We start from the raw sequence: 19801 nt of genomic DNA, 5'->3' as shown, positions 1-19801 counted from the left end.
CCCGGACCGGCCGTCGGCGAGTCCGGTCGGGCACCGCGACGTAGGCTGGAGCGAGGCGATGAACGCGATGTCCGAGCTGCCGTCCGCGCCGGCGTCGGAGTCCCGGCCGCGGATGGGCGACATGATGACGGACGACGCAGGCCCCACTCCCAGCACCACCGACGGTTCCGCGGCGGCCAGGATGGCGCTGCTGGAGGCGCAGGGCGACGACCTCTCGGTGCGGGAGGCCCTGGTCCTCGCCGTTCAGCAGGCGACGGCCGGTACGGGGGCGCTCGGCGGATTCGTCCATCTGCGCGACGCGGGGGACGGCGGTCTGCGCCTCATCGCGGCCGCCGGGCTCCCCGGCACCGTCACGGACGCGTGGGCCCACCTCCCACCGGACCGGGACACGGTCTCCGTACGGGCCCTGCGGGACGGCGCCGTCACCTGGGCCGCGGAGCGCGGCGCCCGGAGCGGAAGCCGGGCGACGGTGGCCGTGCCGCTGCCGTCGCCCGGCGGCGCGGATCCCGTCGGTGTTCTCACGCTGCTGCTGTGGCAGGACCAGCGGCCCGGCCCGGACCGGCGGGCCTTCCTCACGGACGTGGCGCGCTGGGCGGCGCGGCGGTGGGAACACCGGCCGGACGAGACGGCGTACGGCCGTACGGGGGCGGAGCCCGGCCGGGGCCGGGACGCGGTCGCGGCCCACGCCGACCCGGTCGCCGCCCAACGGACCGTCCGCATGGCCGAACTGACCTCGGCGCTCGCCGAAGCCGTCACCGCGCAGGACGTCGTCGACGCGGTCGCCCGACGCGTCCTGGGACCGTTCGGCGCAGACGGCATCGTCATCGAGGCGGTCGAGAACGGACGCCTGCACGTGGTCGGATCCGTCGGCTACGCCCAGGAGTTCCTCGACCACTACCTCGAAGGAGTGCCGCTCGAGGCGAACATCCTGGTCGCCGACGTGCTCAGGCGCCGCCGACCGGTCCTCGTCGAGAGCACCCCCGACTTCGTGCGCCGCTATCCCGAGCTGCGCCGACTGGTCCACTCCGACAAGAACGCCTGGGCGTTCCTGCCCCTCGTCGCGTCGGGCCGCGACATCGGCTGCTGTGTCATCTCCTTCGCCCGGCCGCACACCTTCAGCGACGAGGAACGCACCCTGCTGACCGCGCTCAGCGGCCTGGTGGGCCAGGCCCTGGAACGCGCCCGCCTGTACGACGCCGAACACAGCCGCGCGCAGTCCCTGCAACGCGGACTGCTCCCCAGATCCCTGCCCTCCCTGCCGGCCGCGACCGCCGCCGCACGCTACCTGCCGGCCAGCGAGGGTGCGGCCGTGGGCGGCGACTGGTACGACCTGATCCCGCTGTCGGCCGACCGCGTCGCCATGGTGGTCGGCGACGTGATGGGCCACGGCATCGCCGAGGCCGCCACCATGGGACGACTCCGTACGGCGGTCCGCACCCTCGCCGATCTCGAACTGCCCCCGGACGAGGTGCTCGGCCACCTCAACGAGCTGGTGAAGGACCTCGGCGACGACTCCTACGCCACCTGCCTGTACACCGTGTTCGACCCCGTCAGCCGGATCTGCACCTTCTGCCGGGCCGGCCACCCGCCGCCCGTCCTCGTCCACCCCGACGGCACCCTCCACCGCCCCGAACCGACCGCCAACCCGCCCCTCGGAGTGGCCGAGCCGCCGTTCGACACGGAGGAACTGCGCCTGCCGGAGGAGTGCCTGCTCGTCTACTACACGGACGGTCTCATCCGGACCCTGAGCAAGGACGTGGACGAGGGCGTCGACCGCCTGGTGCGGACGGTGGCCGCGACGGTCGCGGAGACCGGCTACTTCGCCCCGGAACACCGCGACGCCGACGCCCGACGCCTCGACGACCTGTGTGGCACCATCACCGCCACCCTCACCCGCGACCGCCCCCGCGCCGTCGACGACGCCGCGCTGTTCCTCACCCACACCCGGCACACCGACCCCGCCGACGTCGCCTCCTGGCCACTTCCCGAGGACCCCCGAGCCGCGGCCCAGGCCCGCGGACACGTCAGGCGACAGCTCGCGCTGTGGGGACTCGACGACCTCGAGCCGTCCGCCGAGATGGTCGTCAGCGAACTCGTCGGCAACGCGGTCCGCCACGCCAAGGGCCCCCTGCGCCTCCGCCTCCTGCGCAGCCGCTCCCTCATCTGCGAGGTCTACGACGGCAGCCTCACCACCCCCCGCATCCGCCGCGCCACCCAGACCGACGAGAGCGGCCGCGGCCTCTACCTCGTCTCCGCCTTCTCCCACCGCTGGGGCGCCCGTTACGGCGCCGACGGCAAATGCATCTGGGCCGAACAGGAACTCACCCCGGAGACCGCCCACTTCCCCGTGGACGGGGGCTTTCGTCCGCACAACCCGTCAGAAGGGTGACAACTGCCGCGGAAACGCGGGAGATTGGCCCGCTCAACCACCCCCGGGGGCCCCGGGCCACAGGTGGCATAGTGGTGCCCCCGGGGATCGGAGAGCGACGGATGCCGAGTGGACTGATCGCGCTGGCACTCGGCGGGTTCGGGATCGGGCTGACCGAGTTCCTGATCGCCGGGTTGCTGCCGCAGGTGGCGTCCGGTTTCGGGGTGTCCGAGGCGGCCGCGGGCCGGCTGATCTCCGGGTACGCGGTGAGTGTCGCGATCGGGGCGATCGCGCTGACCGCGGCGACGGCGCGACTGCCCCGCAAGAAGGTCCTGGTCGGCCTGGTGGGACTGTTCGTCATCGGCAACCTGCTGTCCGCCGTCGCGCCGAACTACCCGGTCATGCTGCTCGGGCGGATCGTCGCGGCGCTGTGCCACGGTTCGTTCTTCGGAATCGGCTCGCTGGTCGCAGGCAGCCTGGTCCCGCCGGAGAGGAAGTCCCGAGCGGTGGCGATCATGTTCGCGGGGCTGACCGTCGCGAACGTCCTGGGCGTGCCGTTCGGCGCGCTGGTCGGCGAACGCTGGGGCTGGAGAGCGGCCTTCTGGGCGGTCACCGTGATCGGCGTGCTCGCACTGGCCGGCATCGTCGCCCTCGTCCCCGGCTGGGCGGGCCGGCCGCGGCCGGCGACACCGACGGGCCGCTCGGAGCCGATACCGCCCAGCGGCCTGCGGGCCCAGCTCCGCGCGTTCCGGTCCTGGCAGGTCTGGCTGACCCTGGTCGCCACCGCGCTCAGCTACGGCGGGATGTTCGGCGCGTTCAGCTACATCGCCTACACGTTCACCGAGGTCGGCGGCTTCGCCTCGACCGATGTCGCCTGGCTGCTGATGGTGTACGGCGTCGGCCTGGTCGTCGGCAACCTGGTCGGCGGGCGCGCCGCCGACCACGACCGCGACCGCGCCCTGGTCCTCGTCCTGCTCGGACTCGCCGTCACCCTGGCCCTGTTCGGTCTGCTCGCCCGTAGCCCCACCGCCTCGGTGATACTCGTGTTCCTGATGGGGCTGTTCGGGTTCGCCGGCGTCCCCGGCCTGATCACTCGCGTCACCGACTTCGCCCACGGTGCGGCACTGGCCGCCAGTGCCAATGTCTCCGCGTCCAACGTCGGCAACGCCCTGGGCGCCTGGCTCGGCGGCCTGGCCATCACCGCGGGCCTCGGTTACACCTCACCGCTGTACGTCGGCGCCGGTATCGTCCTGACCTCGGTCGTCGTCATGGCCGTTGCCGCCCACCGGGCCAGGTCACCCCGGGCGGCGGACGCGGATCAGCCCCGCAACAGGGAGCGGCCGAGCCAGTCGGAGCGGTCGCGGACGCCGGGCAGGGTGAAGAAGTAGCCGCCTCCCGTGGGGGTGATGTAGTCCACGAGAGGCTCGTCGATCAGGCGTTCCTGGGTGGCCTCGAACTGGCGGACCACGTCCTGCTGGTAGGAGCAGAACACCAGCCCCATGTCCAGGTCGCCGACCTTGTCGACGCCCCGGTCGTAGTTGTAGCCGCGCCGCAGGATGCGCGTGGCGTCCGTCCTGGCGGTGCGCGGGTTGGCGAGGCGGATGTGGGCGTCGAGCGGGATGGCGTCGCCGTGCGGGTCCTTGGCGTAGTGGGGCGTGTCGGTCTCGAGGGCGCCGTCGAGCGGGGCCCCGGTGTCGCGGCGTCGGCCGATCATCTTCTCCTGCTCGGTCAGCGAGACCCGGTCCCAGAACTCCACCCGCATCCGGATCAGACGGATCACCTGGTACGCGCCCCCCGTCGCCCACGACGGCTCACCTTCCGACCCGGTCACCCACACCAGCCGGTCCATCTCACGGGCCGACGACGTGTCGGGGTTGGCTATGCCGTCCTTGAAGCCGAGGAGGTTGCGCTGCGCCCCCGTGGGACGGGACGGGTTCTGGAAACCGTCGACGCGCCATCTGATCTGCAGGGCGCCCCGGGTGTGCCGCGCGATGTCACGCAGCGCGTGCAGCACGGTGTCGGAGTGGCCCGCACAGATCTGCAGGGACAGGTCACCGTGGCACTCGGCCGCGTCCAGGTCGTCGTTGGGGAAGGTGCGCATCGGCTTGAGGTGCCGCGGCCTGGCGGAGGCGAGGCCGTAACGCTCGTCGAACACCGAGGCGCCCAGCCCCACGGTGACGGTCAGACCGTCGGCGGGAACGACCGGGCCGAGGATGCCGCTGTCGGACGGCGGGGCGCCCACGCCCAGGTCCTCGGGGGTGCCGCCCGCGGTCAGGAACCTGGCCCGCGCGGTGAGGGTGCGCAGCAGGTCGGCCAGTTCCTCGCGGCCGTCGGCGATCACGTCGAAGGAGACGAAGGCGGCGGCCTGCGGCGCCGGCGTGGTGACCCCGGCCTGGTGGACGCCGTGGAAGGCGACGGCACGGTCACCCGTGGCGCCGCCCTCCGCGGCCACCGCCTCGCGGCCGCCGGTGAGTTCCGCCCCCGCGAGCCCCGCTCCGGCGATCGCCGCCCCGGCCGCGCCGACACCGAGGGCGGCCCTGACGAACGTACGACGGTCGGCGGGACGGACGCCGTGGTGACCGGCTGCGGGGCCCGGCTGCTGGGTCGGCATCGGGGTGGTCCTCTCCTCATGGGGGGTGAAGCGGTGGATACGGGGCGCGGACTCCGCCCGTCGGTGGCCCTCAAGCCGCCCGGCGGATCTCCAACAGGTCGGGGACCGGGGCGAGTTCCTCCAGCAGTTGTCCCATGGCACCGTCGAGCTGCTGGCGGGACGTGGCGGGGAGACGGCCGACCGGCGTCCACCTCCCGTCGCCGTGGCGGGCGGAGAGCACCAGGTGCTCCGTACGCGACATCCACCGGTCCACGTCCGTGAGGAGCCCGGGGTCACGTCGTTCGATCAGCGGGCGCAGCACACCGAGCAGGACCCGGGTGCCCTGGATGTCGGCCTCGGCGGTCGCCAGGGTGGTGCCGCTGCCGTAGTCGCTCGCGTCGGTCAACTCCTGCTGGAGGGTGCCCTCCAGGATCTCGTGGGTGCGCAGGGGCAGGTCGCCCGGGTCGAAGTCCTCGTGGGGGAAGTCCTCGCGCAGGGCGGCGACGTCGGAGGTGAGCTGCCGGGCGGGCCCGGTGAGGGAAGCGGCCGACTCGCCGTGCCACAGCCCGTACTCCACGCGGTGGAAACCCGTGAAGCCGACGTCCTTCACCCCGAACGGAAGCCCCGCCGTCGCCCCGTTGATCTTCGCGTCGAAGTCCCCGAACGTGCCGTAGGCGGCGCCCAGTTCGGCGTACGCCTCGTGTGCCGGCAGCCAGTCCGCGCGGGCCCGGTCGAGATGGCCGGCCTCGATGTCCCGCTGGAGGGTCCGTGTCCTGGTCAGCAGACCGGACAGCCCCTTCTCGACGTAGGCGCGGTAGGAGGCGAGGGGCGCGGCGAGGTCCTTCTCCGACACCGGCAGTACGGCCGTGCGCGCACCGCCGCCCGTGACCCGAACCGCAGCGGAGGTGACGGCCTGGCCGCCGGTCGGCACGCAGCGCCAGGCGTAACTCCCGCTGCCGATCGTGGCGATCAGGGTGCGTGTGGTGCCCGGCGCGATGCCCTCGACCTCCCCGTAGACGGCCGTGGAGGTCGGATCGATCAGGTAGGCCTCGACCGTGCTCCGGCCCGCGTTGCGCACCTCGAACGACCGGCGTCCCGCTCGCGGAGCGGTGAACCCCTTGCCGCAGTCCGCCGTGGACACGTCGATGGTGGCCGCGGCGGCGGGCTTCGCGTCACCGACCGCCACCAGCACCCCCGCGAGCAGAGCGGGCACCGCCAGCGCGGCCACCGGCACGACCCAACGGGGCACGCGTCGCCAGGTGGTCGTGGCCGGGGGAGGGGCGACCGTAGCCGCGCCCACCGGCGCGGCGGACGCTCCCGCCCCGCGCACCCCCCGCACGAACAGCGCCATCACCACCACGAGATAGCCCCCGTGCGCTCCCACCTGAAACCACGTCATCTGCGGCGTCACGTTGAGCGTTCCGCTGAGCAGCGTGGCGTACCAGGAGCCGGGGTCGACGCGCGACGACAGGTCGAAGGCGTACGCCGTGGCACCCGGCAGGACGCCGCCCTCCTGGAGGTCGCGCACCCCGTACCCCAGCACACCGGCCGCGATCACGACGAGCGCGACACCGGTGACGGTGAAGAACCGGGTCAGGTCGAGGTGCAGCACCCGCCGGTACAGCCCCCAGCACACGGCGACGGCCAGCAGCAGTCCCGCCCCGGCGCCGACGAGCGGACCGGTGGACTCGCCGGCCGCCTGTCCCGTCGTCCACAGGAACAGCGCGGTCTCCAGCCCCTCGCGGCCGACGGCGAGGAACGAGGTCACGATCAGGACGCCCGCCCCCATGTCCAGGGCGGCCGTGACCTTCTCCTTCAGCTCACCGGAGAAACTCCGCGCGGACCGGCGCATCCAGAACACCATCGCGGTGACGAAGGCGACCGCGACCACACTGAGCGCACCGCCGAACGCCTCCTGCGCCGGCCCGGACAGCCCGGCCGCGGTGAACGTCAGCACCGCGCCGAACCCCATCGACACGCCCACCGCGGCGAGCACCCCGGTCCACACGTGCGGCAGCCGCGAACGGTGCCCGGACCTGACCAGCGTGGCCACCAGGACCGAGACGACCAGTCCGGCCTCCAGCCCCTCACGCAGTCCGATCAGGAAGCTCGGGAGCGCGTTGTCCCACACCGGGGAACTCCTCTCGACACACCGCGGCACGGCCCAGACCCGGCCAAGGCGGGTTAGTGCAGGCAAACCTAACCATCCGCGATCAAGGCGCGAGTCGCTGCGGTGTTAAGAGTCGGGTGAGAAGCCGGAAAGCGGGCGCCCTTCGGCCCCTCAGCCCCTGAGCTCGGTGAGGAAGTCGAGGAGCGCCGCGTTGACCTCGTCCGGGCGTTCCTGCTGCGTCCAGTGCCCGCAACCCTCCAGCCTGAGCGGCTTGCGGCGCAGGTCGGGCATCAGGTCGGGAAGGGCGGCGATGAGTTCGGGCGTGCCGGGGAAGGCCGGGACCAGGTCGCGGTCGCCGTAGACGTACAGGGCGGGCGTGCTGACGACGGCGCCGTGCCAGGGGGCGGTGAGTTCCCAGTTGCGATCGATGTTGCGGTACCAGTTGAGCGCCCCCGTGAACCCCTCGGCGAAGCTCTCGGTGAGTGCGTCGAGGTCGTCCTCGGTGAGCCACTCCGGCAGAACCTCCGGGTCGGGCATGTTCACGAGCCAGCCCTGCCCCGGTTCGATCAGCGGCTGCCGGCCCTGGCCTGCGCCGGGCGCGTCGCCGGAGGCCGAGTAGAGGAACTTCCGCAGGGTGAGACGTGTGTCCTCGGCGAACTCGGCGTCCGCCACGCCCGGCCGGTTGAAGTAGTTCCAGTAGAAGCGGCCGTCGAACATCTTGTCCATGGCGGCCAGCGGGGGTTCCGTCCCCCGGAAGGGCGGTGGCACGCTCAGGCCGGCCACCCCGAGCACCACGTCCGGCCGCAGCAGCGCGGTGTGCCAGGCGACCGGCGCGCCCCAGTCGTGCCCGACGACGTACGCCTTCTCCTCGCCCAGCGCCTGGATCAGCCCGACGACGTCACCGACGAGGTGCAGGATGCTGTACGCCGCCACGTCGTCGGGGTGCTCGCTGCGCCCGTAGCCGCGCTGGTCGGGGGCGACCACCCGGAAGCCCGCTGCGGCCAGCGGGCCGAACTGGTGGCGCCAGGAATGCCAGGACTCGGGAAAGCCGTGCAGCAGGACGACGAGGGGCCCCTCGCCCTCCTCCGCGATGTGCAGCCGGACTCCGTTCACATCAATTATTCGGTGTTCAACCATGTGCATCAGCGTATACACGCCCCGGTTTCTGACTCTCAGTGAGTGACGCGGTGGGTGATCGGCACGAAATCATTCGATCGGCGTAGCGACAAATCGATTCCCCGGGTGACCGGCCCGACGGACGATCAGGTCAGGGCGCCGGAACCGTGATTCTGGAGGCGGACCTGCAACCCACCACCTGTCTAGGAGTTTTCCCTTGCGTGTACGTCGTACGGTGATCAGCGCCCTCGGTTCCGCCGCTCTCGTGCTCGGCTCACTGGTCGCGACGACGGCCACCGCGAGCCCCGCGGCGGCCGACCCCTGCGGCTTCTACGAGACCAGTTCCGACGCCTACTACAACCACTGCACCTCCGACGGCTCACGGGTCGTCATCAAGGTCGAGGTCGCCTGGGGCTCCGACTACGAGCGCTGTGTGGCCCCCGGCAAGACCTGGCTGGGCTCGGCCGACAAAATCCAGGGCGCCCACTACGTCAACCGCACCTGCTGACCGGTCCCCCCGACGGCAGGTCCCGGACGTGTCATGGCGTCCGGGGCCTGCCGCGTGTCAGGGCGCGGGCTCGGCGGCCGACTCCAGGGCCTGGTCCAGGAAGCGCTGGGCGACCGGCGGCAGGGCGCGGGAGCTCAGCCAGGCGACGCCGATGTCCCGGGCACCGCGCACATCGGTGATCTCCAGATAGCGGATCGGGAAGTCGGAGGTCGCCGCGGTGTCCGCGGACGACGGGACCAGGGACACACCCAGACCGGCGGCCACCAGCCCTCGCAGGGTCTCCACCTCCTCGCCCTCGAAGCCGACGAGCGGGGTGAACCCGGCCTCGCGGCACAGCCGTTCGGTGATGCTGCGCAGCCCGTATCCGGGCTTGAGCAGGATGAACCGCTCCTCGGCCACCTCCGCGAGGCGCACCCGCCGGCGTCTGCCCAGCCGGTGCCGGGCCGGGACGGCGAGCCACAGCGGCTCCACCAGCAGTCGCCGCCAGGTGATCAGCGGGTCCTCCGGCGCGCTGCTGGTGATGATCAGGTCGGCGGTGGCGTCGAGGAGATGCCGGGCCAGCCCGATCTCACCGTCCTGGAGCAACTCGAACCGGGCCTGCGGGTACTTCCGCCGGAAGTTCGTCACGAGCCTGGGCACCAACCAGGTGCCCAGGGTGTGCAGAAACGCCAGCGACACCACGCCCGCGTCGGGATCGACCACCTCGGCCACGGCCCGCCTGCCCCGGTCGTAACTGTCGAGGACGGTGTCCACGTACTCCTTGAACACCCGCCCGGCCGGGGTCAGACGCAGGACGCGGCCGACGCGCTGGAAGAGCTCCGCGCCGATCTCGTCCTCGAGCCGGTTCAGGGCCCGCGACAGGGCGGGCTGCGTGATCCGGGCGTCCGCCGCCGCGTCGGTCACCGTGGTTCCCTCGGCAACGGCCTGGAAGGAGCGCAGTACCTGGAGATCCATGCGGCCATTCTCCCCCCGAATGGATCGGTGAGGATCCAGGAGGCGGCGACGTGGGTCGCCCTACGGCCGACCGGCCGTCGCTCCCGCCACGGCCTGCGCCGTCACCTGGTCGCACAGCCGCTCCGCCGCCGTGATCGCGCCCTCCCAGTCGGGCAGTGACCTGCCGGGGCGGGCGGGTTCGCCGCGGGCGTGGGCGACGGTGCGGCGAGCCTCGGCGAGTTGGTGGTACGCGTCCCGGCGCAGCGCCTGCCGCCGGATCGGCCCGGCCTCCGGGGCGAGGTCACGGTAGCGGCGGGCCGCGTCCACGGCGGACTCCGTCTGGGCCTCGGCGCGGCTCGCCGCGGAGTCGGGCCACACCGCGAAGTGCGCGACCAGCACCAGCGCCGAGGCCAGGGCGGTGTCGAGGATGCGCGTGCCGTACAGCGGCCGGTCGTCGCCGAGCAGGTCGAGGAGCACGAACACGACCGCGGTCAGGCCCAGCGTGGCGAGCGCGTAGTGGTGGCGCACACCGACGGCCATCAGGGCGCCGAAGACGGCCACTACCGCGATGACCGTGTACGGGCCGGTGGTCAGCAGCGACACCGCCCCGATGGCGGCCACCCCGACGACCGTGCCGACGCAACGGTGCAGGGCCCGGGTGAACACCGGCCCGAAGTCGGGCTTGTAGACGAAGGCGACCGTCATCGGGAGCCAGTAGCCGCGGGGCCCGTGCAGCCCCTCGGCCAGCAGGTGAGCGACCAGCACACAGCCCGTCAGCAGGACGGTGTAGCGCAGCCGCGCCGCCCGGCCGGGCCAGGTGCGCGAGGGCAGGCGCAGGGTGAGGCCGTCGGCCCCCGGCTCCTCGTCGACAGCCACGCACAGCTCGGCCAGGGCCCGCCCACCCGGCGAGCCGGTGCCGACGGCGGGCACCGCGGGCAGGGGCGGGGCGGGTGCCGCGTCCCGCTCCGGCAGCAGACGCTCCGCCAGGTGCAGCGGTACACCGGTCACCGCGGGCGGCAGGGGACGGGCCTCCCACACCAGCGCCGTCACGGCCTCGCCCAGCCGTACGGCGCAGTGGAACGCCCGCACCAGCTCCCCGACCTCCGGCTGCCGCAGCTGCCGGGCCGGCGCGCCGAGGTGGCCGGCCATCACCTCGTGGGCGTGGTTGAGGGCCAGCGTCATCCGCCGCCGGGCCTCCTCGGCCCCCTCGGATCCGGCCGCGGCCAGCGCCTCGGCCGCACTGCGGTACACGGCGAGCACGGCGGCCCGCTCCACATGGTGCCGGCGCCACAGCCACGGGGCCGCGGACAGCAGGAGCACGAGGGCGACCCCGGCGAGCAGTTCGAGCGGCGGCAGCCACCACGGCCCCGGGGCCGGGATGCCGCTGCCGATCGTGACACCCAGCAGCAGGTGCATGCCCCCGACCGACGCGATCCGACCGCGCAGACCCACCGCGCCCGCGACCAGAGCGGCCCCGACCAGGCAGGCCGCCACCGCCGCCGACTGCCCGCTGCGCAGGGCCAGTTCACCGGCGAGCAGACCCAGCGCACTGGAGACGCCGGTCACGCCCAGCCGCCGTACCCGCACCCGGTAGGGATCGGAGCCGTCCTGGCTCACGCCCCACAGGGCGCCGATCGCCGCGATCACGGACGGCACCACCCAGCCCGTGAGCTGCCCCACGAGCAACGGCAGCGCGAGTGCGACGGCGCCCCGCGCCGCCGCGGCGAGCGGGAGTCGCCGCCAGGGCAGACGGGGCATGCGGGAGGGACGGTCCGGTCGCGTGTCTGCTGCTGGTGTCATGCGGCCGCGGCCTTTCTTTCTTGGGGCTCGGTTCGCCTCCGGGGCGCCTTTTGCCTGTGGCGGATCCTCCAACGGGTGGGGCCTTTTCGGCCAGGGCCGGGCTCAGCCGACCAGGCCGATGATGAGCGGGAGGGTGACGAAGGAGAGGAGCAGGCTCACGACGACGGCGGAGCCGATGGTTCCGACGTCCTCCGGGTCGCCCTGGCGGGCGGCGAACATCAGCGGGACGGGGGAGACGGGGAAGGCGACGATCAGCGCGGCCTGGGCGGCGTCCGCCGCGGAGGCCACGGCCAGGCCGACGCCGTAGACGAGCAGCGGCAGGACGACGACGCTGGTGAGGGAGACCGCCCACACCGCGGGCGTCAGCTTCGGGCGGCCGATGCGGGCCACCGAGACGCCGACGTACAGCAGGGCCGCGGCGGACGAGGCACCGGACAGCAGGGTCAGTGAGGCTTCTGCGACCTTGGGCAGGCCCACCCCGGCGACGGACAGGATCAGACCCAGGACCGGCCCCCAGCAGAACGGCTCGCGCAGCGCGTGTCCCACGGTGCTCAGCACGGACGGCCGCTGCTCCGCGGGCGCGCCCGCCGCCTCGGTGACCACCGCGGGGGCGTCCGCGCCCCCGCCGACGGTCGCCAGGGCGGGCTGTCGTACCGCGGCGGCGGCCGGACGGGACTCCTGGCGTTCCGGCAGGCCGAGCAGGATCAGGACGACCGGGTCGAGGACGACGTTCACGAGGATGCCGGCGACCGCGATCGGCACGGCGGCCTCCGCGGCACCGAACAGCCCGCCCAGGATGGACGTGCCCATGAAGGCGTACTGCGGCTGCACGCACGCCAGCGCGAACAGGGCCGCCCGCCGCAGCGAACGGCGCGCGGCCAGACGCAGCACGCCGAACAGGACGGCGTACACCCCGAGCAACCCGAACGCCAGCAGGCCCACCAGGGGCAGCTGCTCGACCAGCACGTCCCGCGGGGTCTGCCAGATGCTCAGCAACAGGGCGGCCGGAAGCGCGAGTTGCATCGTCAGCTCGCGCAGGGCGTGCGCTCCGCCGGCGTCGAAGAGCGCGCGGCGGCCGGTGCCGTAGCCGACCGCGATGATGAGGAAGACCGGCACCACGACGGTGAAGATGTCGGCGAAAGACATGGCTGCGTCAATCCTTCGAAGTGGGGGTGGCTCGACCGACCGTGGGGGCCAGGGGACGGTCCGTCAGAGCGCCGCAGCGCTACGGTCGTTGAGTCGTGTGGATGAAGAGGAAAAGGGGTGAGGGAGTTCGTTCAGACGGCCTCGATCGGTCGGTACTCCGGCTGCCACATCGCCCCGCGGACCCGCTCCTCGACCGTGTCGTCGTCGACGGGCTCCCGGGCGACGCCTTCCTCGGCGGCGGCACGGGCCACTGCGACGGCGACCGCGACGGAGGTGTCGCGCAGCCGGTCGATCAGGGGCAGCACGGGAGCGCCCGGCGAGGCGGGGTCGGTCTGGTCGGCGACGGCACGGGCCGCGGCGACGAGCATGCCGTCGGTGATGCGCGTGGCCCGGGCGACGACGGCGCCCAGCCCCAGGCCGGGGAAGACGAGGGCGTTGTTGGCCTGCCCGATGTGGTGGGTGACCCCGTCGACCTCCACCGGGTCGAAGGGGCTGCCGGTGGCGATCAGGGCCCGGCCGTCGGTCCAGGCGAGCAGGTCGGCGGGGACGGCCTCGGCCAGCCGCGTGGGGTTGGACAGCGGCAGGATGATCGGGCGCTCGGTGTGCGCGGCCATGGCGCGGACGACGTCCTCGGTGAAGGCCCCGCCCTGCCCGGAGGCGCCGATCAGCACGGTCGGGCGCACCCGGTCGACGACCTCGGCCAGCGGGATGCCCCCGAGGGAGTCGTCGCGCCGCCAGTCGGCGACCTCGGCGGTGCGACGGGCGAAGTACGTCTGGAAGTCGCGGAGGTCGTCCTGGTCCTCGGTGAGCAGGCCGTGCCGGTCGACGGCCCAGACGCGTTCGGTGGCCTCCTGCCGCGTCAGCCCGTCGGCGACCATCGCGTCCCGGAGCTGTTCGGCGATGCCGATGCCCGCGGTGCCCGCGCCGAACATGACGACACGGTGCTCGCGCAGCGGGATCCCGCCGGCGCGCACGCCCGAGAGCACGGCGGCCAGGTTGACCGCGCCCGTGCCCTGGATGTCGTCGTTGAAGGTGAACACCTTCTCGCGGTACCGGTCCAGGATGCGGCGGGCGTTGGACGGGCCGAAGTCCTCCCAGTGCAGCAGGGCACCCGGGAACTGCCGCGTGGCGGCGGTGACGTACGCGTCGACGAAGGCGTCGTAGGTCTCCCGGTCCACCCGCGGATGCCGGTTGCCCAGGTAGAGCGGATCGTCCAGCAGCTCCTGCCGGTTGGTGCCGACGTCCAGCATCACCGCCAGGGTGCGGGCCGGGTCGACGCCCGCGGCGGCGGTGTAGACGGCGAGCTTGCCCACCGCGATGTCGATACCGCCCACACCCCAGTCGCCGATGCCGAGGATCGCCTCGCCGTCCGTGGCGACGATCAGGTCCACGTCGTCGGCGCCCAGTCCGGACGCGCGCAGGGCGGGCCCGATGTCCTCAGGGGCGTCGACCGAGAGGTACACGCCGCGCGGGCGACGGTACTCGTAGCTGTAGCGCTCGATCGCCGTGCCGACGGTGGGGGTGTAGACGATCGGCAGCATCTCCCCGAGGTGGTCGCCGAGCAGCCGGTGGAAGAGCACCTCGTTGCGGTCGCGCAGAGCCGTCAGATAGACGTTCTTGGCGAGGTCGTTCGGCTGGGAACGGAACTGCTTGTAGGCGCGGGCGGCCTGCTGGTTCTGCGTCAGCACCTGCGGCGGCACCAGGCCGACCAGATCCAGGTCCTGTCGTTCCTGCGGGGTGAAGGCGGTGCCCCGGTTCAGGCGCGGGTTGTTCAGCACGGTGTGCCCGCGCGCGGTGGTCCGGATGCGACCGTCGACGGCGTTCCACTCGGTGCCCATATGACTGCTCCTCCTGAACGTTGGGGGGACGGGGACTGGGGGACATCGACCAGCCTCCGGGATCCGGGACGCATGCGTCCAATGCCTGATATTCACGTGATTCATGACGTGCACGCATTCGAGTGTCTGACGTGCGGGTTCACCGGCAAGGGGAGGGCCTGCCGATCGGCCCGCTGTGAGGAACGCCGCAGGGGTCCGTCGGCCCGTTCGGCCCGGAGTTGCCGGGGTACGGGGGCGCGAGCAGACTGGAAAAAAGGGGGTTTTGTTCCTTGAGCCGCGGGCTCCGGGCCGTGACGACACCGGCCCCGGAGTGCCCGCGCCCATGAGAAGAGGCGAGTGCGATGGCACGTCAGTACTACCAGCGTGGCAACCTCGTTGAGGCCGAAGAACTCGATGATGTCGTCGCGGTCCGGATGGACGAGGACACTCATGCGGCGGGCCTGCGCGAGGCGGAGGCCGAACTGGGCACGAGCGCGCGGAGCGAGATTCGCGAAGCCGGCGTCGACGACGAGACCACCGAGGCGTTCGCACGCGCCCGGTGGGTCTTCGTCAAACCGAACCCGCAGATCCGCGAGGCGTTCGCCACCGGCGGGGAGGTCTCCGGTGCCGAGGCCACCGGCAAGGTCATCAGGCGTCCCAGCGGCCGGATCGGCATCGCCACCGACGTGTTGAGCGTTCAACTGCAGCCGAATCTCTCGGAGGAGGAGGCCGAGCGGGAACTCGACGCGGCCGGTCTGGAGATCCTCAACAGGCTCACCTTCGCTGACAACCTGTACGAGGTACGGACCCGGACGGCGCAGGACGCCCTCGCCGCCTCCGTCGAACTGCACGACAACGCCAGGTTCGTCTTCGCCGAACCGTCGTTCGTGGAGCACGTCCCCCCGCGCTTCACCCCCGCCGACCCCCGCTTCGACGAGCAGTGGCAGTGGCACAACACCGGTGCCAACGGTGGCACTCCGGGCGCCGACGTGCACATCGAACCGGCGTGGGACCGGACCCTCGGCAGGGGGGCCCGGGTCGCCGTCATCGACAACGGCTTCGACACACGGCACGAGGACCTCGTCGACGGAGTGGGTCCGCTCTCCGGCTTCTACAGCGACGGCGTGGTGGGCACGACCTTCACCCAGCAGACCGTGGGGATGCCCGACAGCGACCACGGCACGTTCTGCGCGGGCATGGCCGGGGCCCGGCAGGGCAACGGAAAGGGCGGCGTCGGAGCAGCCCCCGAGAGCGAGCTGATGCTGGTGGCGTGCCTGGGGGACCAGGTCGGTACCCAGACGACGCTGGCCCGCGCGGTGGCCTACGCGGCCGACCCGTCGACGGAGTCCCGTGACAGTGACCCCGGGGACGGGGCGGACGTGCTCGTCAGCAGCCTGGGCCCGAACGGCGCCGAGTGGGACCTGACCCGTTCCCTGGAGCTCGCCCTCGAGTTCGCCGCAACGCGAGGCCGCCAGGGCAAGGGGCTGCCCATCTTCTGGGCGGCGAGCAACGGCAGGAACGTCGACATCCTGCTGGACGAGGTGGTCTCCCATCCCGATGTCATCGCCGTGGTCCGGTCGGACAACCGGGACCTGGAGAACAACGCGGCGCGGGGCCCCGAGGTCGAGCTGATCGCCCCCGGCGTCGACGTCCTCAGCACCACCTCCGGCGGCGGCTACGGCAAGAGCACCGGCACCAGCTTCGCGGCGCCCTGCGCGGCCGGATGCGCGGCGCTGGCACTGTCGGCCAACCCCGACCTCACGCGTGACGAACTGCGCGAGATCATGCACAAGTCGGCCGACCACATCGGCGGACCGGGAGTCGTCTACGACGCCAACGGCCACAACGACGACTACGGCTTCGGCCGGGTGAACGCGGCCAAGGCCGTGGCGCTCGCCGACGGGTCGCTGTGATGAGCGAGGAACCGGCGGTCTACCGCTGCCGTGTCGTCGCCGCGGACGCCGACGCCCTGCGCGCGTTCATCGCCGAGACCGGGCCCGACCTCGGCTGCCGGGCCGTCGCGCGCGGCAGCCGGGAGGGCGGGGTCGAGCTGGACCTGTACTTCCCCCAGGACCGGCTCGACCGGGCCCGAGGGTCCAGAGCGGCGTCAGACGTGAACATCACCGACGTCGAGGACATCACGGAGAACTGGCGCGCCCGCCGGGAAGAGGTCGGCGACGGTGACCGGTTCGCCGCCCGGGACGCCGTCCCGCACGGTCTCGGCCGTAAGGAGTGAGCATGTATCTCAACGTGGCCGAGCTCGAATCGGCGATCACCAGCCTGCAGGGCGCCCACCCCGAGGCGACGGAGATCCTCACTCCGCCCCACCCCACCCACGAGGGCCGCACGGCGCGGCTGCTGCGGGTCGGCACCCGCGCGGCCGACGACGCGGACGGCATCCTGCTGCTGGGCGGGATGCACGCCCGGGAGTGGGTGCCGCCCGACGCGCTGGTCTCGCTGGCGGCGGACCTGCTGGAGGCACACGCCCTGGGCACCGGCCTCGGCTACGGCTCGGCGTCGTTCACGGCGGCCCAGGTCGCTCACGTGGTGGAGAACGTCAACCTGTTCCTCTATCCCTGCGTCAACCCGGACGGCCGGGCCTTCAGCCAGACGACCTCCCCGATGTGGCGCAAGAACCGCCGCCCGGCGCCCGCCGGGCACACCGGACCCTCCTGCGTGGGCGTGGACCTGAACCGCAACTTCGACTTCCTCTGGGAATTCACGACCAAGTTCGCACCGGACGCCCGCGTTCACACCTCGGTCGACCCGTGCGACGAGCAGACGTACTGCGGCCCGGCCGCCGTGTCGGAGCCCGAGACACGGAACGTGGTGTGGGCCCTCGACACCCACCCGCGCATCCGGTGGCTGGTCGACGTGCACAGCGCGGCTCCGGAGATCCTGCACAGCTGGGGTTCGGACCAGAACCAGACCACCACCCCGTCCGACAACTTCCGCAACCCCGCGCTCGACGGTGTGCGGGGGCGCAAGGACGACGGCATCGGCGAGTTCATCCCCGAGCAGGACCTGAAGACCGCGGTCGGGCTGGCCGAGCGGATGAGCGACGCGGTCCGCGCGGTGCGCGGAGTCGACTACCAGGTCGAGCCGGCCTACGGCCTGTACCCCACCTCGGGCGCGAGTGACGACTACGCGTACAGCCGGCACTTCACCGATCCGGCCGGCACGAAGGTGTTCGGGTTCACGATCGAGTGCGGTACGAGCTTCCAGCCGCCGTTCGGTGAGGCCGAGGAGGTCATCCGCGAGGTCTCGGCGGGACTGCTGGCGCTCGCGCTCGACGTCTAGCGCACCCCGACGGTTCACCGCCGCTCGACCTCGGCCAGGGAGGTGCCCCCGGGTCACCCGGCGCCGAGGGCCTCGTGCGGCGGCCTGCCGTAGGCGTTCCGGTAGGCGGCGGCGAAGCGGCCCGGGTGGAAGAACCCCCACCGGGCGGCGACGTCGGTGACGGTGGTGCCGAGGGGGTCGGCCGCGAGCAGGTCCTGGTGGGCGTGGGACAGGCGCACCGTGCGCAGATGAGCGAGGGGCGTGGTGTCCAGATGCCGGCGGAAGGCGTACTGGAGGCCGCGCACGGTCACGTGTGCGGCCTCGGCGATGTCGGCGACCGTGACGGGCTCGGCGGCGTGGTCCTCGATGTAGGCGAGCGCGCGGCGCAGCGTCACGGGATGCGCGTCGTTGCGGTCGGTCGCGGTGGGCTCGTCGAGCGCCGTGTGGGGGAAGGCGGCCAGGACGCTCGCCGCCAGGTGCTGGGCCGCGGTCGAGGCGATCAGGGGCAGGCCCGCGATGTCGGGATCCGCCAGGACATGGTCGCGCACATAGGCGATGGAGTGCCCGAGCTGTCGCGCCGCGGCCGGGGAGTGGGGCCGGTGCCCGGTCAGGCGGACCGGCCCGGCGGAGCGCCCGGGCGCGGTGGCGGCGACCTGGGAGAGCAGCTCGGTGTCCAGCATGGTGATGTTGTACCGGGCGTTGCAGATCCGCCCCGAGTACGGTCGGTCCGGTGGGGCGAAGGACACGACGTCGCCGGGACCGAAGGCGTCCTCGACCCCGTCGAAGGTGTGCTCCCGGATGGTGCCGTCGTGGACCAGACACAGGCAGATCCTGCGCAGGGGAGTGACCGAGTAGCTCATCTCGAAACTCAGGTCGAGTTCGTCCACGGTGACCGACGGCATGGCGGTACGGACGATTCTCGCTCTGCTGTCGTCCGGTCTGTCGCTGCCGATGCTCATCCTGGCGTAGGCCCGGCTGAGGAACTCCTCGGTCTCTTCCAGGTCGTCGCTGTCGAAGCGCAGTGTGTCCATGACGGCCCCGTTCGGTGCGGCACGCGGCATCACTGGGTGTCCGGTCATGGCGTCGCACCTCGCTGCCGCGATGCCCCGAGAGGCGACTGCGGAGGGTTCCGCCCGGCTCGTCTACCCCGGGCCGGGGCGGGCATTCGTTTTGTGGACAGGCGCGGGCCGAGTTGTTCGTTCGAGGTGTGGCGACGGCGCTCCGTGCCCCGGAGGCTGGGAGAAGGCAGCACCGCGGGGGTTCCGCCGTGCTGCCGTTTGTGGATCTTGGGACAGAGGGGTAAGACAGTTGGCCATGGCTGGGCAGGAGGACCTCGTCGAGAGAATCAGTGCCCTGCAGGAGGAGGTCGGCCAGCTGCGCCAGGCCCTCGCCTCGCACGCCGTCGTGGATCAGGCGATCGGTGTCGTGATCGCCATCGGGCGGCTCAGGCCGGAACAGGGCTGGGACGTCCTCAAGGAGATCTCCCAGCACACCAACACCAAGCTGCGGGAGGTCGCCGAGTACGTGGTGCAGGGCACCCACTGCGGCTGGCTGCCCGACGAGATCCGCGGCGCCCTGACCGCCGCCCTGCGGCGCGCGAAGGCGGACTGAGCCCCCCGGACGGGCACCAGGGGGCCGGGGACCTACCAGCGCACGAACACGTTCACCGTCTTGCCCCGGGGACCGGGCGTGGTGATGGTCTCCTCGGCCAGGGCGTTGATCAGATGCCACCCGATGCCGCCGCGTCCGTCGAGGTCGAACCGGCGCGGCTCGGGCGCCGTCGGGTTGGTGTCCTCCACGGCGATCTGCACGGTGTCGGCCACGGCTCGTAGACGCAGCGTGAACGGACCGGGCGCGAAGGTGAACGCGTTGGAGGCCAGCTCGGCGACCACCAGCAGTACGTCGTCCGGCGCGTCCGGCGCGTGCGGCGTCTGCATGCGTTCCAAACCCTGGAGGAAGGCGGCGGCGTCGTCCCTGGCCTGCGCCACGTCACTGAGCGCGCCGCCGAAATGCCAGGTCTGCTCAACGCTGAGGGTGTTCAATAGGCCGGCTTCCCGCTCTGTGGGATCGCGTTCGGCGGGCATGTGGCTCTTCTTCCTTCCGACGAACTGGAGGGCCAGTACCGGCTTCCCGA

16 protein-coding genes are annotated in these 19801 nt (G+C 72.5%); 7 read left to right on the top strand and 9 right to left on the bottom strand.

Annotation, left to right across the window (positions count from 1 at the left end; genetic code table 11):
• The first annotated feature begins 58 nt into the window (after window positions 1–58).
• Window positions 59–2389, top strand: a complete 2331-nt coding sequence (locus ACGFNV_RS38235) for a SpoIIE family protein phosphatase (RefSeq protein ID WP_393629139.1) — start codon at window positions 59–61, stop codon at window positions 2387–2389.
• Between the two features lie 101 nt (window positions 2390–2490).
• The gene (locus ACGFNV_RS38230; protein WP_393629137.1) at window positions 2491–3756 is read left to right on the top strand and encodes an MFS transporter; all 1266 of its coding nucleotides are present in this window, start codon (window positions 2491–2493) and stop codon (window positions 3754–3756) included.
• Here ACGFNV_RS38230 and efeB read toward each other — a convergent pair.
• From efeB to ACGFNV_RS38215, 3 genes are all read right to left on the bottom strand, one after another.
• Window positions 3687–4979 carry an iron uptake transporter deferrochelatase/peroxidase subunit gene (gene efeB / locus ACGFNV_RS38225; RefSeq protein ID WP_393629135.1) on the bottom strand — a complete coding sequence of 431 codons (1293 nt, stop codon included), beginning with the start codon at window positions 4977–4979 and terminating at the stop codon, window positions 3687–3689. The genes ACGFNV_RS38230 and efeB overlap by 70 nt on opposite strands.
• Window positions 4980–5049: 70 nt before the next feature.
• On the bottom strand, window positions 5050–7089 hold the full coding sequence (gene efeU, locus ACGFNV_RS38220) for an iron uptake transporter permease EfeU (RefSeq protein ID WP_393629133.1): 2040 nt from the start codon (window positions 7087–7089) through the stop codon (window positions 5050–5052).
• 150 nt (window positions 7090–7239) lie between these two features.
• Complete coding sequence (locus ACGFNV_RS38215) at window positions 7240–8205, bottom strand: alpha/beta fold hydrolase (protein WP_393629131.1); 966 nt, start codon at window positions 8203–8205, stop codon at window positions 7240–7242.
• Window positions 8206–8401: 196 nt separating this feature from the next.
• Between ACGFNV_RS38215 and ACGFNV_RS38210 the strand changes: the two genes are divergently transcribed.
• Entirely contained in the window at window positions 8402–8692 is a 291-nt protein-coding gene (locus ACGFNV_RS38210; protein WP_393629129.1) for a DUF6355 family natural product biosynthesis protein, read from the top strand.
• Window positions 8693–8749: 57 nt separating this feature from the next.
• On the opposite strand, the gene ACGFNV_RS38205 is transcribed toward ACGFNV_RS38210, so the two are convergent.
• From ACGFNV_RS38205 to ACGFNV_RS38190, 4 genes are all read right to left on the bottom strand, one after another.
• Window positions 8750–9646: a LysR family transcriptional regulator gene (locus tag ACGFNV_RS38205; protein ID WP_393629127.1), complete on the bottom strand. Its 897-nt coding sequence runs from the start codon at window positions 9644–9646 to the stop codon at window positions 8750–8752.
• Between the two features lie 60 nt (window positions 9647–9706).
• Entirely contained in the window at window positions 9707–11383 is a 1677-nt protein-coding gene (locus tag ACGFNV_RS38200) for an FUSC family protein (RefSeq protein ID WP_393629125.1), read from the bottom strand.
• A gap of 144 nt (window positions 11384–11527) precedes the next feature.
• On the bottom strand, window positions 11528–12571 hold the full coding sequence (locus ACGFNV_RS38195; protein ID WP_393629123.1) for an AEC family transporter: 1044 nt from the start codon (window positions 12569–12571) through the stop codon (window positions 11528–11530).
• Between the two features lie 131 nt (window positions 12572–12702).
• Entirely contained in the window at window positions 12703–14409 is a 1707-nt protein-coding gene (locus ACGFNV_RS38190; protein WP_393629121.1) for an NAD-dependent malic enzyme, read from the bottom strand.
• 341 nt (window positions 14410–14750) lie between these two features.
• On the opposite strand from ACGFNV_RS38190, the gene ACGFNV_RS38185 reads away from it, so the two are divergent.
• From ACGFNV_RS38185 to ACGFNV_RS38175, 3 genes are read left to right on the top strand one after another with little or no spacing between them, the layout of a single operon-like run.
• Window positions 14751–16301, top strand: coding sequence for a S8 family serine peptidase (locus ACGFNV_RS38185; protein WP_393629119.1), 1551 nt, complete (start codon window positions 14751–14753; stop codon window positions 16299–16301).
• Window positions 16301–16624, top strand: coding sequence for a hypothetical protein (locus ACGFNV_RS38180; RefSeq protein ID WP_393629117.1), 324 nt, complete (start codon window positions 16301–16303; stop codon window positions 16622–16624). The genes ACGFNV_RS38185 and ACGFNV_RS38180 overlap by 1 nt, the downstream gene beginning before the upstream one ends.
• A gap of 2 nt (window positions 16625–16626) precedes the next feature.
• Window positions 16627–17688, top strand: a complete 1062-nt coding sequence (locus ACGFNV_RS38175) for a M14 family metallopeptidase (RefSeq protein WP_393629115.1) — start codon at window positions 16627–16629, stop codon at window positions 17686–17688.
• 53 nt (window positions 17689–17741) lie between these two features.
• On the opposite strand, the gene ACGFNV_RS38170 is transcribed toward ACGFNV_RS38175, so the two are convergent.
• Window positions 17742–18746: a helix-turn-helix transcriptional regulator gene (locus tag ACGFNV_RS38170; protein ID WP_393629113.1), complete on the bottom strand. Its 1005-nt coding sequence runs from the start codon at window positions 18744–18746 to the stop codon at window positions 17742–17744.
• A 235-nt stretch (window positions 18747–18981) separates the two neighbouring features.
• On the opposite strand from ACGFNV_RS38170, the gene ACGFNV_RS38165 reads away from it, so the two are divergent.
• Entirely contained in the window at window positions 18982–19278 is a 297-nt protein-coding gene (locus ACGFNV_RS38165) for an ANTAR domain-containing protein (protein WP_393629111.1), read from the top strand.
• Between the two features lie 32 nt (window positions 19279–19310).
• On the opposite strand, the gene ACGFNV_RS38160 is transcribed toward ACGFNV_RS38165, so the two are convergent.
• Complete coding sequence (locus ACGFNV_RS38160) at window positions 19311–19751, bottom strand: ATP-binding protein (protein ID WP_393629109.1); 441 nt, start codon at window positions 19749–19751, stop codon at window positions 19311–19313.
• Window positions 19752–19801: the final 50 nt, after the last annotated feature.

It is taken from the genome of Streptomyces sp. NPDC048751 (genome assembly GCF_043198595.1).
GTDB lineage: Bacteria > Actinomycetota > Actinomycetes > Streptomycetales > Streptomycetaceae > Streptomyces.
This window is presented reverse-complemented; position numbering and strand designations above follow the sequence as displayed.

Bases quoted from the DNA above. Each gene is read 5' to 3' on its own strand.
- ACGFNV_RS38205 (WP_393629127.1), bottom strand. From the start codon at position 9,646: ATGGATCTCCAGGTACTGCGCTCCTTCCAGGCCGTTGCCGAGGGAACC.
- ACGFNV_RS38170 (WP_393629113.1), bottom strand. From the start codon at position 18,746: ATGACCGGACACCCAGTGATGCCGCGTGCCGCACCGAACGGGGCCGTC.
- ACGFNV_RS38180 (WP_393629117.1), top strand. From the start codon at position 16,301: ATGAGCGAGGAACCGGCGGTCTACCGCTGCCGTGTCGTCGCCGCGGAC.
- ACGFNV_RS38195 (WP_393629123.1), bottom strand. From the start codon at position 12,571: ATGTCTTTCGCCGACATCTTCACCGTCGTGGTGCCGGTCTTCCTCATC.
- ACGFNV_RS38175 (WP_393629115.1), top strand. From the start codon at position 16,627: ATGTATCTCAACGTGGCCGAGCTCGAATCGGCGATCACCAGCCTGCAG.
- ACGFNV_RS38165 (WP_393629111.1), top strand. From the start codon at position 18,982: ATGGCTGGGCAGGAGGACCTCGTCGAGAGAATCAGTGCCCTGCAGGAG.
- ACGFNV_RS38200 (WP_393629125.1), bottom strand. From the start codon at position 11,383: ATGCCCCGTCTGCCCTGGCGGCGACTCCCGCTCGCCGCGGCGGCGCGG.
- ACGFNV_RS38160 (WP_393629109.1), bottom strand. From the start codon at position 19,751: ATGCCCGCCGAACGCGATCCCACAGAGCGGGAAGCCGGCCTATTGAAC.
- efeB (WP_393629135.1), bottom strand. From the start codon at position 4,979: ATGCCGACCCAGCAGCCGGGCCCCGCAGCCGGTCACCACGGCGTCCGT.
- ACGFNV_RS38230 (WP_393629137.1), top strand. From the start codon at position 2,491: ATGCCGAGTGGACTGATCGCGCTGGCACTCGGCGGGTTCGGGATCGGG.
- ACGFNV_RS38190 (WP_393629121.1), bottom strand. From the start codon at position 14,409: ATGGGCACCGAGTGGAACGCCGTCGACGGTCGCATCCGGACCACCGCG.
- ACGFNV_RS38215 (WP_393629131.1), bottom strand. From the start codon at position 8,205: ATGGTTGAACACCGAATAATTGATGTGAACGGAGTCCGGCTGCACATC.
- ACGFNV_RS38235 (WP_393629139.1), top strand. From the start codon at position 59: ATGAACGCGATGTCCGAGCTGCCGTCCGCGCCGGCGTCGGAGTCCCGG.
- ACGFNV_RS38185 (WP_393629119.1), top strand. From the start codon at position 14,751: ATGGCACGTCAGTACTACCAGCGTGGCAACCTCGTTGAGGCCGAAGAA.